This window comes from Cedecea sp. B1(4), from assembly GCF_059414925.1.
This window is the reverse complement of the sequence record NZ_JCAHMZ010000004.1, coordinates 575,401-589,588: the sequence shown is the minus strand read 5'-3', so window position 1 is coordinate 589,588 and position 14,188 is coordinate 575,401. Positions and strand designations below refer to the sequence as shown.

Below are 14,188 nucleotides of genomic sequence, written 5' to 3'. Positions count from 1 at the left end.
TTATTTAGCATCCGACTTATATTCGTATTCGTAATACCCGTAATCCTGGTAGCCCGTGGCCCGGCGGAAAATCGAGTTAAGGATCACGCCGCGCACGGCAATCCCGTTCTGCTCAAAGCGGCTCAGGCTGGTTTCCACTTCTTTCAGCGTGTTCACCGCGTAGCGAGCCACCATCAGCGTGGTGCCTGCATGGCGCCCCACAATTGCCGCATCGGTGACGGCCAGAATCGGCGGGGTATCTATCAGCACCAGGTCATAATTTTCACTGGCCCACTTCATCAACTGAGAGAAGCGCTCGTTCATCAACAGTTCGGACGGGTTAGCCGGGACCTGCCCGCGTGGGATAAGATCAAAGTTCGGCACTGAGGTTTTCTGCGCGCAGCGGGTAATGTCCCCCTGCCCTGACAGCACATCGGACAGCCCGTTAACGTTGGTGGTCCCCAGCAGTTCGTGGGTATAGCCTTTGCGCATGTCGCAGTCCATCAGCAGCACGCGCTTGTTGGTCTGGCTAATCACCGCCGCGAGGTTGGCGCACACAAAGGTTTTACCGATAGACGGACTAACGCCGGTGAGCATCAGGACGTTGTTGGGGGCCTGCATCATGGCGAAATGCAGGCTGGTGCGCAGGCTGCGAATGGCTTCAATGGCCAGGTCGGTCGGGTTACCCACCGCCAGCAACTGGCTCTGTTTGAAGCGCTTAGTGCCTTTGACGTTGCGCAGGTTGGCCTGGTCGCGGGTTTTCTGCCATTCGGAGAGCGGAATGCTCGCATACACGCTGAGCCCCGCCTCTTCCAGCACGGTCGGGCTTTCAATGCCGCCGTTAAACAGCGAGCGCAGCAGCACCCCGATCACAGACACAATCAGGCCCAGAATGATGCTGCCCAGCACCACCAGCACGCGCTGAGGTTTAACCATGCCAGGCTGCGTAATCGCCGGGTCGACGATACGCACGTCACCCACCGTACTGGCTTCGGTGATTTTCAGCTCTTGCTGCTTGTTCAACAGCTGCATATAAACCTGCTGCCCGGACTCCACATCGCGGGTCAGGCGCACAATTTCCTGCTGGGTTTTGGGCATCGCGGCGATGCTGTTGGTCAGGCGAGCTTTCTGATCTTCCAGCGTTCGGCGCTGCTCCAGCAACGTGCGGTAGGACGGGTGGGCTTTGGTATACAGCTTGGAGATTTCAGCTTCTTTGAAGGTCAGCTGATTCAGCTGAGCGTCGATGTTGACCACGGAATCCAGTAGCGATTTCGCCTCCAGAGAAAGATCCACCGAATCCTGGCGCTGACGATAGGCATTCAGTTTGTTCTCTGCGGCATCCAGATTGCGACGCACTTCAGGCAACTGCTCGGCCAGGAACTTCAGGCTTTTGGCGGCCTCTTCAGATTTACGCTGCACGTTCTGCGCCAGGTAGTTGCGGGTGATACTGTCCAGAATGGTGCGGATCTGATCTTTATCTTCCCCGGTGTAGGACAAACTAAGCACGCCGGTATCTTTGCCGTTTTCAGTCACCGTCAGATTGCCCAGCAGTTGGTTGATCATCCCCAGCGTGGAATATTTCACCACCGTGAAATTGTCACCAGGCTGCGCCTGGATGCCATCCACCTGCATCGTGACGCCCGATTTACTCAGCAGCTTGCCCACTTCCCCTTTGGCGCTAAAGCCATTGTCGCTGGTCAGCTGATACTGCTTATCGTTCAGCACTTCCACGGTAAAGGTGTCTTTGTTCATCGCTGCCGGCAGCGTAAACGTGGTGACATTCACCGTGTCGTTCTGGTGCCCCTGCAGGCGGTCCCAACCAGCGCCTAACAGCCAGAAGGTGTTCTTAGTCACCGAGATGTCCAGATTCAGGTCATCAACGGTTTTCCCCAGTACCATGCGGGACTGGATCAGCTGAATTTCTGCGGCAGACGCCGGTGGCTTATTGCTGAGCGCGGAGCTGATGTCGTTCACCAGCGTATTACCGGCATTTTGTTCGATTTGCACCAGCGCGTCGGCCTTGTAGACCGGCGTGGCAAACAGGGCATAAACTGCTGCCAGCACGGCAAACAGCCCCGTAATGCCGATAACCCACCAGCGAGCCTCCAGCACGGTGCCAAACAAACGGCCAATATCAATTTCGTCATTGCCCTCGGTCGGGGCGCTCGAACGGCGTACTTTCTCTGTCATTGTTATCCCTGATGAGCGTTGAGTGCGTTAGCCCACTTTTGGGCAGAAAGGTCGAGCATGCTGTAGACCGCTTCGAAGGCGTCGCGGCTTTTACGATAGGGGTCAGGAATTTCTCTGCCGGCATCCCAGTGGCCAAACAGCATCACTTTGCCGCGCATTTCGGGTGCCATTTCGCACAGCGTGGTGATGTGGCGTTTTTCCATCGCCAGAATCAGATCGTGCTCCCGGCATAGACGCCCCGAAACCTGGCGGGCCAAATGCCCTTCGAGCGAAAGGTTATGCCGCCCAGCGACGTCGACGGCACCGGCATCCGCGCCCTTGCCTACCAGCGCCCCCAGCCCAGCTGAGCTGACGCTAAGCTCCGGGTGGTAACGTTTGAGCAGCCGTTCAGCCGTGGGGGAACGGCAGATGTTCCCCACGCAAACCACAAGTATTTTGTTGAACATAGCGCGTTACCAGGTGTGAATATCTTTGGCGGTATCGGTCATGTAACGCACGCCGCTGATGGTTGGCAGGAGCTGGTTGATCAGGCGATTCCAGCGAGAAACCGGTGCCGTGGTCACGTACACCACGTCATACGGCTGGAGCTGGAACTCGGTGCCCATCACCAGCGAAGTCGCATCGGACATATCGAGCTGATAAATGTTGGCAATCTTGCCGTTTTGCTGCGTCTGGCCTTTGAGCGGACGGATCACGAAGATGCCGCTGGCGTTGGACGAGGTGAGATCGATACCTTCGGCCTGGCCAAGCGCCTCGGTAAGCGTCATGCCGCTGAAGTCCATTTTGAGGGTGGTTTGCTTCTTCACTTCCCCCATCACGAACACTTTCAGATCGTCATTACGCGGCACAAACAGAATGTCGCCGGGGTAGAGCAAATGGTTTTGGCTGAGGTCGCCGTTTTGCATCAGCGCCTGCAGAGAAATGCGTTTTTCCTGCCCGTTATGGGTCAGAACGACGTTACGCCAGTCGGCTACTTCGGTTAAACCGCCTGCGGCATTGATCGCGTCGAGGATAGTCAGCGGTACGTTAGTGATGGGCTGCTGGCCGGATTTATTTACCTGCCCGGAGATATAGGCTTTTTGCGAGCGGAAGGCAGCGATATTAACGTCCACCTGCGGCTGGGCAATGTACTGCGCGAGACGGCTGGTAATATCGCTGCGAATTTCTGCCAGCGTTTTGCCGGTCACGCTGATTTTGCCCACATACGGATAGAACATGGTGCCATCGGGCTGTACCCAGTTACCGGTGTCGCTTGAGCTGCGATATTGCCCCGCAGGCGTGGTGAGTTCCGGGTGATCCCAGACCGTGACGTTTAATACATCCCCCGGCCCGACGCGATACTGGTAATTGGCAATATCTTTATCCAGCCCGGCATTCGGCTGGGCAACCACTGGACGAGGCCTTAGTTGCTCTACCAGTCGCGGCGTTAAAGGATAAACGTTGACCATTCGGTCAAGGTCGAAATCAGCATCCTGTTGTTTGATGACGTCTTTTCCCGACGTAGACATATTGCTGCCAGGAAATATCGTGCAGCCGCTCATCAGGGTGACTGACACCAATAATGGCATCAACTTCAGTTTGTATTTTATCATTGAATATTTATCACTATGGCAGAGTAATTATCCTGAGCGAATAAAACAGGCAAGCAATTAACCGTGAGAACGAAGTGCAGAATTGAACATATTCAGAGAATGAGAAAACTGGCATTATTCCTAAAATAAGCTTATTCCCCGACATTCTGATGACGCCATCACTTGCTGTTATCTGGCCGCATCCGGGCACGCTACCGCCCCTGGCTCACAGTCACCAACCCACTGAAAAAGGTAAATAATCCTAATACCCTGAGATTCTCTAATATCCGAAAAATATTAAAAAAAATGAATCAGGTCTTATGACAATGCTGGGAAAAACTATTACTAAACGAGTAATCACACATTCATTGCTAATCATCGCCAAAGATTGTTGCAGCTTAAAACTCAGCAGGCAAGGAGACAAAAGGCTGGAGGCGGACTTTTAAGAATAATATGAACCACGCAATAATAACATTTTAGGATTTTCTTTATATTGACAATAAAAATAATAAGACAATGTCTGGGGAAATATGCAGAACTATCTCATGGTGATGCATTCATATATAAAATATATAACTCAAATACTTCTTTAAATATTATCCGCAATAACTTACTGGATATTCATTTAATGCTGGAAATTCTATAAGTCATTACGGATTATTCTCAGACAAACATTGCTTTTTGTCCGACAATTACCCATCATTTCCGTGTGGCATTTGCCCGTAAGTTAAAGGCTATAAACCCCGTATGGAATGGATTGCCGACCCCTCAGTCTGGGCCGGGTTAGTTACCCTGGTCGTTTTAGAACTGGTTCTGGGCATTGATAACCTCGTTTTTATTGCCATCCTCGCCGAAAAGCTGCCTCCTAAACTTCGCGATCGCGCCCGCGTCACGGGCTTATTGCTGGCGATGGTTATGCGCCTGCTGCTGCTGGCCTCCATTTCGTGGCTGGTGACGCTTACCCGACCGCTATTCACCCTTCACGACCTTAGCTTCAGCGCCAGGGATCTGATCATGCTGTTGGGCGGTATGTTCCTGTTGTTTAAGGCCACGATGGAGCTGAATGAGCGGCTGGAGGGCAAAGACAGCGAGCATCACACGCAAAAACGGGGGGCAAAATTCTGGCCCGTTGTGGCGCAAATCGTCATTCTTGACGCCGTGTTTTCCCTTGATTCGGTGGTCACCGCCGTTGGAATGGTCGACCACCTGGCGGTCATGATGGTCGCGGTTATCATCGCCATCGGGCTGATGGTGCTGGCCAGCAAGTCGCTGACTCGGTTTGTGAACAGCCACCCGACCATCGTGATTTTGTGCCTGAGTTTCCTGCTGATGATTGGCTTTAGTCTGGTGGCCGACGGCTTTGGCTATCAAATCCCGAAAGGCTATCTCTATGCCGCCATCGGATTCTCGGTGATGATTGAATCACTCAATCAGCTGGCGATTTTTAACCGCCGACGTTTTCTTTCCGCAAATCAGTCGCTGCGGGAGCGCACCGCCGAAGCCGTGCTGCGGCTGTTGAACGGCAAGAAAGAAGAAGCGGAACTGGATGCCCAGACCGCCTCACTGATTGCCGACAGCGGCATTAACAGCGATGTTTTTAACCCGCAGGAAACGCGGATGATCGAGCGCGTGCTGCACCTGAACCAGCGCAGCGTCAGCAGTATCATGACCTCCCGCCACGACGTCGAGCATCTGGACATTACCGCCCCGGAAGCCGAGGTTCGCAAACTTCTAAATAAAAACCAGCACACGCGCATCGTGGTCACGGACAGTGACGATGACATCCTCGGCGTGGTGCACGTTATCGATTTATTGCAGCAGTCGCTGCACGGCGAAGCGCTGAATATTGCGCCGTTGATTCGTCAGCCGCTGGTTTTCCCGGAGGCATTGCCGCTGCTGCAGGCGTTAGAACAGTTCCGTAACGCGCGCACCCATTTTGCTTTTGTCGTCGATGAGTTTGGCTCGGTGGAAGGCATTGTCACCCTGAGCGACGTGATGGAAACCATCGCCGGTAATCTGCCGAACGAAGTGGAAGAGATAGATGCCCGTCACGATATCCAGAAAAATCAGGACGGCAGCTGGACGGCTAACGGCCATATGCCGCTGGACGACTTGGTACAGTACATCGCCCTTCCCCTGGATGAGAAACGGGAATACCACACCATTGCCGGGTTGCTGATGGAGCATTTGCAGCATATTCCAGCCGAAGGCGAGAGCGTTGAAGTGGGGAATTATTTGCTCAAAACGCTGGAGGTGGTGAATCACAGGGTCAACAAAGTGCAAATCATCCCACTCGAACAAGACGATAATCTGCTGGATTATGAGGTATAAAAAAACCGGATTTCGCCGGTTTGAGTTGCTGACAAAGAGGGAAAAAGCGTGGTTTTTCCCTCTTTGTGATTATTAGCCGAAAATCAAGGAATTGATTTTCCTGTTTTTCTAATGAGCTGGCTGGTATTTCTTCTCTCGCCAGAGGCCAGTTATCAGTCTGAACTGGCTTCTGCCGTTTTTTTAGTCGTTACAGTTTATTCAGTAACTGCTGAACGTCTTTCGCCTTGTCGCTCTCTTTATGCTTATCCAGCCAGTCATTGAGCCGACGCTTAGTTTCATCCTGCAGTTGCTTGCGTAGCACTTGATCAACCTGCAGCGTGTAATTCAGCTGCTGCCACGGGCCATAAACCCGGAGCGGAACGGCCGTGTTTTTTAGCACTTCAATCAGTTTACTGTCGCTGCCCTGCCAGCCGCCGCTGACTTTAATTGCAAAGCTGGTGTCACAGACCTCTTTCACCAGATCCATCGTGCCTTCGCCGGTCAGGGACAATACGTTGGACTCACCGACCATCTTCGTCATCGTCAGAAGCCCGTTATTCAGTGACGCGGACGTGGAGAAGTGATCAAGCTCGGTGACGTTCTGAACATTCTGCTGCGCATCCACGCCCTCATTGTTCCGACTGGCCGCCTGCTGAATCAGCTGCTGGAAGTTCATCCCCTCGAGGCGGGAATGGGCCAGCTCAAGCTGAGCGTCTCCCTGCCAGTTACTGCGGAAATCCTCCGCATCCAGGCGTTCACCGCTGAAATCACCCATCATAGAAAACTGCCCGGTTAACGCAATCGGGTAATCAAACGCGGTCAGAATTTTGCCTATCTCAATATTTTTCACCTGCGGCTGGAAGGCAAGCTCTGGCGTCTTGCCGCTGGCATCCAGGAAGCCCGGCAGCGAGAGCGTGCCCTGCCCCAGCTTGCCGTTGAGCTGGTTAATACTGAGTTTACCCTCCTGATTCACCAGCGCGGTCTGCACATCACTGAACGCCAGGCCGCGCCAGCGCACTTCACCGGCTTTGATATTCAGTACGGCATTAAAATTACGCAGGCTGTGGTAGTTGGTTTCACCCTGTTGTTCGGCAATCACCGGGCCCGGGCGGGACTGTTGCTGAGCCTGCTGGGCCTGTTGGTTAATCAGGGAATCCGCAACGGGCGCATTGGCCACCAGTTTGTCGAGATTGAGCAGGCGAGATTGCAGATCCACCGTCCACTGCGGTTTATCCTGCATCGCCACGCTGACATTGCCCTGTAAATCACTGTCGTTGGCCGTGAGCTGCATATTTGTCAGCGAAAGCTGGCTGACCGTGTTTTTCCAGCCCAATTGAAGCGATCCCGAGCCGCCGATGCCGCCAGCCGGAAGGTCGGCGCCCTGCAGCTGGTAGTCAATTTGGCTTAACGTGGCGTTGATTTGCTGCGGATAGTCATGAAGATCGACATCTGCGGTGACCGAAAGCGTTAAATCCCGCTGGTCACGGTTGATTTGGCTGCTGAGTTCAATATGCGCCTGGCGCTTATCATCCTGCGTCATTTGCAGGTTAATATTGCGGACGGTGACCTGCTCGTCATTGATATGCTGGAAGACCAGCACGCTGTCGACGACCTTAAGCTTCGCAACATCAAAGGACCAGCCACGCCCGGTATCCGGTTCACTAATGGTGTCTTTTGGCCCTACCGGCGCGTTAGCCGAAAGCTTCGCTTCAGCCTGCGGCGTCATCTGAATCACCGCGCTTTTCAGCATTACCTGGCGAACCTGAAGCTGGTGAGAAAGCAGCGGAATCAGCGCTACATCCAGACGCATATTTTCCGCGCTAACCATTGGCAAACTGGCACCCGGCGCAGTCAGCGACATGCGGCCAGACAAAATACTCAGCTGCGGCCAGACATGCCACCGCAGCGGCCCTTCCAGCTCAAGGTGATAGCCGCTGCGGGCCTCAACCTGACGAACCATATAACCACGGAAGTCGTTAGGGTTAACCAACAACACGAGTGAGGTCAGGCCGGCTATCAGCACAACCAGCAGAATCATCAACGTGGTTAATAGTCGTCTCATAACATTCTCCATATCATTCGCCAGAGGGCGAACAACTCACTGCAATTCAGTCTTTATCGATACGGCTTGCTACCGCACCCTGCTGGTCGCGGTATTTGGCATCCTGACGGCGATTATAAGGGCGCGCGGCTGGCCCGGAGAGGGGTTCAAAGCTCAGCGCGCCAATCATCATGCCTGGACGCAGCGCCAGCGGCAACTTCCCTGAATTGTAGAACTCAAGCACGATACAGCCATGCCAGCCCGGATCGATGCGGTGGGCAGTGACGTGTACCATCAGGCCCAGGCGCGCTAACGAGGAACGCCCATCCAGCCAGCCCACAAGGTCGTCCGGCAGCGTGACAGATTCCAGCGTTACCGCCAGCGCTAGTTCACCGGGGTGTAGAAAGAAAGCTTCACCCTCTTCCAACACAATCTCATCACTCATCACGCGTTCTAACGCTTCGGTGACTTCATCTTTAGGGCCGCTGAGATCGATAAAAGGTGCGGTATGCCCGCTAAACGTGCGGAATTTATTGCCTAGGCGCACATCCACGGTGGCACCGTTAATGCGTTCAACCGGAGGACGGGGGGTAATCGCTAAACGGCCATCATCCAGCCAGGCTTCGATATCACGATCGCAAAGGCGCATCGCAGATTCTCCTTATCAATCTCAGTTTTACACACACTGCCACAGAGCGTCGACGATAGCCAATTGGCAATGGATGAGGGATTCAACGTAAAAGCGAGCGGCTTACGCGCGCTCGCAAAGGTCTTTATTCAAAGAACTGACTGATTTTGGCTTTCAGAATATCGATTGCGATGCGGTTCTTGCCCCCGCGCGGCACGATAATATCGGCGTATTGTTTGGAAGGCTCAATAAATTGCAGGAACATTGGGCGTACCGTTTTTTGATACTGCGCCATCACGGAATCCATTGAACGGCCGCGCTCGTTAACGTCGCGCTTCATACGGCGCATCAGGCAGATATCCAGCGGTGTATCAACAAAAATAGAGAAGTTCATTTCCTGGCGCAGGCGCGCATCGGTCAGCAGCAGGATGCCTTCCAGAATGATCACCTTCTTCGGGACCAAATGCACGGTCTGGTCGGTGCGGGTGTGCTCCACGTAGCTATAAACCGGCAGTTCGATAGCTTTGCCGGACTTCAGCGTCTGCAAATGCTGGAAAAGCAGGTTGTGGTCCATTGCGCTGGGGTGATCGTAGTTGGTTTTAACACGCTCTTCCATCGACAGATGGCTTTGATCTTTGTAGTAACTGTCTTCTGGAATGACACCAATGTGTTCATCGCCGACTTGCTCGCGCAGTTCACGATACAACGTGCTGGCAATGAGGCTTTTCCCTGAAGCCGATGCGCCGGCTATCCCGATGATGACGCATTGATGAGACTGATCGGTCATATTATTTACGGCCTGAATACGAAAAGTGTTGGAAGGACGACGCGGAGGCGTCAAACGCCGCAATTATAGGGACAACCGCCTTTTGATACCAGTCTCTTACCCCCTGCAATCGTGAAATTACGCGGCAAAGGGCCAACAAAGTGACAAAGGCATGACAGCGCGCCATCGCCAGGCAACGGGTAAAGTGGAATTATTTAATTACGTGATTTGACTACGCAATTTCTGACACTCTGTAGGTAAATTCTGACAACCGAGCATAGGAATTGTAAATTGTTTGTACTAGCATAAACCGATTCTTTATTTATATGCATCCGGGCATGGCTCCTGGCGGCAGTGTCCAAGCGGATTTGCGGTAATGATTAAAAAAAACAGACAAACAGAAGCCGCCGTCCATTCACTGATACTGCTGGCTGGCTTGGGGTTACTCAGCTTTGTTTTCACCCTCTATTCCCTTGAGCTGACGTTAAAAGGCACCGATCTGGTGCCTATCTGGTTTACCACCTCGGTGATGATGGCGGCATTCTTCCGTTCTCCTCTCCGTCAATGGCCGTTCATTGCCGCCGTCTGTGCACTGGGCAGCATGGCAGCCAGCGCCGCCGTTTTTTCATTTAGCGGTCTGAATATCTCGTTAACCGCGATAAACCTGGTTGAGGCGCTGCTGGGCGCGCTTTTGTTACGCCGCTTCTTGCCGCGGAAAAACCCCTTACAAAACCTCAATAACTGGTCACGACTTGCCGTGTGCAGTGCGGTAATCCCTCCGCTGGTCGGCGGCCTGCTGGTGATGCTATTGCCGATACCGGTTGACTCCTCGTCGCTGAAAACCTTCTTTATATGGGTGCTGTCTGAATCCATCGGGGCGCTGGCGCTGATGCCGGCCGGGCTGCTGTTTAAACCTTATTATTTGCTTCGTCATCGTAAAGCGGCCCTGCTGTTCGAAACCGTGGCAACCTTCGCCGTCACGCTGGCGCTCAGCTATTTTTCATTAATTTATCTGCCCTGGCCGTTCACTTTTATCATCGTCATTCTGATGTGGAGCGCCATTCGGCTGCCGCGTCTGGAAGCCTTTATTATTTTCCTTGCCACGCTGATGATGGTCTCGGCGATGATAGCCATCGGCAAGTTCCCGATGTTAACGCCCCACCCGCGCGTGCTGGAATATGCGCCGTGGCTGCCGTTTCTGCTGATTCTGCTGCCGGCAAACGTCATCACAATGGTGATGTACTCCTCCCGCACAGAGCGTAAACACATCACCGAAAGCGAAACGCGCTTTCGTAACGCCATGGAGTACTCGGCTATTGGCATGGCGCTGGTCTCTACCGAGGGCAAATGGCTGCAGGTCAATAAGTCATTATGTAAGTTCCTCGGCTATTCCAGCGAAGAGTTGAGGGATCTCACCTTCCAGCAAATTACCTGGCCCGAAGATTTGAATATCGATCTTCAGCACCTGAGCAAGCTCGAGGCCGGGCACATCAATAGCTATTCAATGGAAAAGCGCTATTACACCAGCGCGGGCAATGTCGTGTGGGCCATGCTCACGGCGTCCGTTGTGCGTCATACCGACGGCACGCCGCTCTACTACATCGCCCAGATTGAAGACATCAACGACCTGAAGCATACCGAGTGGATCAACAAGCGGCTGATGGAGCGGATTACGCTTGCCAATGAAGCCGGCGGCATCGGCATCTGGGAGTGGGATCTGACCAACGATGTCATCAGCTGGGATAAGCGGATGTTTGAGCTTTACGACGTGCCGCCGCATACCAAACCCACCTACCAGCTCTGGCTGAACAGGCTGGTGAAAGAAGATCTCGCCCACTCGGAAACCGTTATTCGCGAGTCGTTAAAAAACCGCCTGCCGTTTAAGCTTGAATTTCGTATCCATGTCAAAGACGGTATCCGCCATATCCGCTCTCTCGCTAACCGCGTGCTGAATAAGAACGGCGACGTGGAACGGCTGCTGGGCATCAATATGGACATGACCGAAGTTAAGCAGCTCAACGAAGCGCTGTACCAGGAAAAAGAGCGGCTGCACATCACGCTGGACTCGATCGGCGAAGCGGTAATTTGCACCGACGTCGACATGAATGTCTCCTTTATGAACCCGATTGCCGAGAAGCTCAGCGGCTGGGCGCAGGAGGCGGCCATCGGCCAGCACATTCTGGCGATTCTGCGCATCACCTTCGGCGATAACGGCCCGGTGATGGAAAACATACACAGCGGCGATTTTTCCCGGAGCGCTATAGAGCAGGATGTCGTGCTGCATTGCCGCAACGGCGGTAGCTACGACATTCACTACACCATTACGCCGCTGACTACGCTGGACGGCCAAAGCATTGGCTCCGTGCTGGTTATCCAGGATGTGACTGAGTCCCGGAAAATGCTCAAACAGCTGAGCTACAGCGCTTCGCACGATAGCCTGACGCACCTGGCCAACCGGGTAAGCTTTGAGAATCACCTGAAGCGCTTACTGCAGGGTGCGATTGAACAACGCCAGCGCCATGCACTGGTGTTCATTGACCTCGACCGTTTTAAAGCGGTAAACGACTCCGCGGGCCATGCCGCAGGTGATGCTTTGCTGCGGGAGCTGGCGGCGATGATGCTGAGTATGCTGCGCACGGGGGATTTCCTTGCTCGCCTCGGCGGCGACGAATTTGGTTTGCTGCTGCCAGATTGTTCCACTGAAAACGCACGTTACATTTCTGAGCGCATCATTCGCAGTATCAACGACTACCACTTTATGTGGGACGGCCGTCTGCACCGCATCGGCGCCAGCGCCGGGATCACGCACATTGACGGCGATAATGCTATCGCGTCTGAAGTGCTCTCCCAGGCCGATATCGCCTGCTACGCCTCGAAGAACAACGGCCGCGGCCAGGTCACGGTTTATGAACCGCACCGCCACTACATGGAGCAAGGGCGAGACACCATGCCCCTCGACGAGCAGTGGCAGGTGATCAAAGACAATCCCATGCTGATGATAGCGATGGCGATTGCGCCGCCGCGCATCCCGGAATCCACCTGTTTCTATCTCCTGACCCTGCGCTTCTGGGGTAACGAAGGGGACGTTATCAACGAACCCGCATTCCGCTCAGGCCTCGCCGACCCGGCACTTCACCATGCGCTGGATCGCCGCGTATTTAGCGAATTTTTTGACAAGTACGCCGCTCAGGTCGCAAGGAAAGGGTTTGGCGTCGCGCTGCCCGTTTCCGGTGCGGGCCTGGTCAGCGACACCTTCGTCAATGAGCTGCTGGAACAGCTTTCCTCCCGCAGAATGCCGGCCCGTCTGCTGCACCTGACGATTCAAAGCAGCGACTTGCTCGCCGATCCACAGCGCGCTTATGCCAGCCTGAAACGGCTGCGCAAAGCCGGTTGCCGCATGGTGCTGAGCCACGTTGGGCGCGATCTGGAACTGTTTAATACCCTGAGCCATCATCTGTTCGACTACGTGATGTTAGACCCGGACCTGATCCTCAACGTGCACTGTAATCTGATGGACGAAATGATGGTGACGATTGTGCATGGTCACGCTCAACGCATGGCGCTGCAAACTATCGCCGGTCCGGCGGATATGCCTCTGGTAATGGATACGCTGTCGGGCATTGGCATTGATTTAATCTATGGGGAAACCATCGCCCAGCCGCAGCCGCTGGAGCTGCTGCTGACGAATAGTTATTTTGGCATTAACTGACCGGCGTCCAGCCGTCGCTATACCAGATGTGTAACAGCGCGTAGGAGCGCCAGGGCTGCCAGCGCTCGGCGTAGCGGCGGATTTGTGCAGGCGTCATATCAGGAAAGCGCTGTTTAATCAGGTAATCGTCCGGCAGGAAAACGTCGCTGGCCTGCCAGCCGCGCAGGGCGAAATAGTTGGCTGTCCAGCGCCCGATACCGGGCAGTGCTATCAGGGTTTTTATTCCCTGCTCCAAATCATCGGGTAGCTGCAGCGGAAACTGCCCTTTCACCACCTCTCCAGCAAGATGCACAATAGCCTCTGCACGCTTAAGCGACATGCCTAAAGATTTCAGCTGTTGAATATCGCAGTTTGCCAGCGTCCTGGCATCCGGAAACAGATACCAGCCATCGTTACCTTCAAGCATCCTTCCGAAGGTCTTTGCCACTTTGCCGGTCAATTTTGCCGCCATCGCCACGCTAACCAGTTGCCCAAGAATGGCCCGAATGGCCTGTTCGAACGGGTCCATACATCCCGGCAGACGCAGGCCGGGCCGGGCTGCCGCCAACGTGCCCAGGCTGCTTAAAACCTGCTGCGGATCCTTGTCCAAATCCAGTAAGTTCTTCACGCGCTGTAAAACTTCGCCAGCCACAGGCTGCAGGCCGTCGCTTAGCGTCACATTGAGGCAAAGATTTTTCTCGTCTGGTTCAAGCGTCACCAGCCCGGCATATTCTCCCAGCGCGAAGCTGCGCTGATAGCGACTGGCGGTAACAACTTCCACGCCCTCCACGGCACGTCCCCGTAAAAAGCCGAGGATCCAGGACCAGTCATAGGGCGGTTGATAGCTAAGGGTGTACATAAATAATCCTGAAGAGAATGAGGGCATTAGGCAGACAACACTGCTTATTTAGCATACCGCCAAATGCCGATTTCTGCCTTGCTTTCATATTCAGTTGCCCACGGACCGGCATTCCGCTAAAGTCGCCCCCCTTCTCACTGGCATGGGGATAATCAA

General features: G+C 54.0%; 9 protein-coding genes. 2 read left to right on the top strand and 7 right to left on the bottom strand.

Annotation, left to right across the window (positions count from 1 at the left end; translation table 11 throughout):
- The 3 genes from wzc to ACR6JA_RS12295 are packed head-to-tail and all read right to left on the bottom strand — an operon-like array spanning position 1 to position 3,761.
- Positions 1–2,169, bottom strand: coding sequence for a tyrosine-protein kinase Wzc (wzc, locus tag ACR6JA_RS12305; RefSeq protein WP_494492856.1), 2,169 nt, complete (start codon positions 2,167–2,169; stop codon positions 1–3).
- A gap of 2 nt (positions 2,170–2,171) precedes the next feature.
- Positions 2,172–2,615: a low molecular weight protein-tyrosine-phosphatase Wzb gene (gene wzb, locus ACR6JA_RS12300; RefSeq protein WP_213712521.1), complete on the bottom strand. Its 444-nt coding sequence runs from the start codon at positions 2,613–2,615 to the stop codon at positions 2,172–2,174.
- Positions 2,616–2,621: 6 nt separating this feature from the next.
- Positions 2,622–3,761: a polysaccharide export protein gene (locus ACR6JA_RS12295; RefSeq protein WP_166862848.1), complete on the bottom strand. Its 1,140-nt coding sequence runs from the start codon at positions 3,759–3,761 to the stop codon at positions 2,622–2,624.
- Positions 3,762–4,487: 726 nt separating this feature from the next.
- Here ACR6JA_RS12295 and ACR6JA_RS12290 point away from each other — a divergent pair.
- Positions 4,488–6,071, top strand: a complete 1,584-nt coding sequence (locus tag ACR6JA_RS12290; RefSeq protein ID WP_213712523.1) for a TerC family protein — start codon at positions 4,488–4,490, stop codon at positions 6,069–6,071.
- Positions 6,072–6,258: 187 nt separating this feature from the next.
- Here ACR6JA_RS12290 and asmA read toward each other — a convergent pair whose 3' ends face one another.
- The 3 genes from asmA to udk form a co-directional block, all read right to left on the bottom strand.
- A complete protein-coding gene (gene asmA, locus ACR6JA_RS12285; protein WP_213712526.1) occupies positions 6,259–8,112 on the bottom strand; it encodes an outer membrane assembly protein AsmA in 1,854 nt (617 codons plus the stop codon).
- Positions 8,113–8,158: 46 nt separating this feature from the next.
- Positions 8,159–8,740: a dCTP deaminase gene (dcd, locus tag ACR6JA_RS12280; RefSeq protein ID WP_008455101.1), complete on the bottom strand. Its 582-nt coding sequence runs from the start codon at positions 8,738–8,740 to the stop codon at positions 8,159–8,161.
- 124 nt (positions 8,741–8,864) lie between these two features.
- Positions 8,865–9,506 (bottom strand): uridine kinase, encoded by a 642-nt coding sequence (gene udk / locus ACR6JA_RS12275; RefSeq protein WP_008455103.1) that lies wholly within the window; start codon positions 9,504–9,506, stop codon positions 8,865–8,867.
- Positions 9,507–9,861: 355 nt separating this feature from the next.
- Here udk and ACR6JA_RS12270 point away from each other — a divergent pair, with 355 nt between their 5' ends.
- The gene (locus ACR6JA_RS12270; RefSeq protein WP_494492855.1) at positions 9,862–13,194 is read left to right on the top strand and encodes a diguanylate cyclase; all 3,333 of its coding nucleotides are present in this window, start codon (positions 9,862–9,864) and stop codon (positions 13,192–13,194) included.
- Here the strand turns inward: ACR6JA_RS12270 and alkA are convergent.
- Positions 13,187–14,032, bottom strand: coding sequence for a DNA-3-methyladenine glycosylase 2 (gene alkA / locus ACR6JA_RS12265; protein WP_494492854.1), 846 nt, complete (start codon positions 14,030–14,032; stop codon positions 13,187–13,189). The genes ACR6JA_RS12270 and alkA overlap by 8 nt on opposite strands.
- Positions 14,033–14,188: the final 156 nt, after the last annotated feature.

Coding starts and splice junctions, on each gene's coding strand:
- wzc (WP_494492856.1), bottom strand. CDS start 2,169: ATGACAGAGAAAGTACGCCGTTCGAGCGCCCCGACCGAGGGCAATGAC.
- wzb (WP_213712521.1), bottom strand. CDS start 2,615: ATGTTCAACAAAATACTTGTGGTTTGCGTGGGGAACATCTGCCGTTCC.
- ACR6JA_RS12295 (WP_166862848.1), bottom strand. CDS start 3,761: ATGATAAAATACAAACTGAAGTTGATGCCATTATTGGTGTCAGTCACC.
- ACR6JA_RS12290 (WP_213712523.1), top strand. CDS start 4,488: ATGGAATGGATTGCCGACCCCTCAGTCTGGGCCGGGTTAGTTACCCTG.
- asmA (WP_213712526.1), bottom strand. CDS start 8,112: ATGAGACGACTATTAACCACGTTGATGATTCTGCTGGTTGTGCTGATA.
- dcd (WP_008455101.1), bottom strand. CDS start 8,740: ATGCGCCTTTGCGATCGTGATATCGAAGCCTGGCTGGATGATGGCCGT.
- udk (WP_008455103.1), bottom strand. CDS start 9,506: ATGACCGATCAGTCTCATCAATGCGTCATCATCGGGATAGCCGGCGCA.
- ACR6JA_RS12270 (WP_494492855.1), top strand. CDS start 9,862: ATGATTAAAAAAAACAGACAAACAGAAGCCGCCGTCCATTCACTGATA.
- alkA (WP_494492854.1), bottom strand. CDS start 14,032: ATGTACACCCTTAGCTATCAACCGCCCTATGACTGGTCCTGGATCCTC.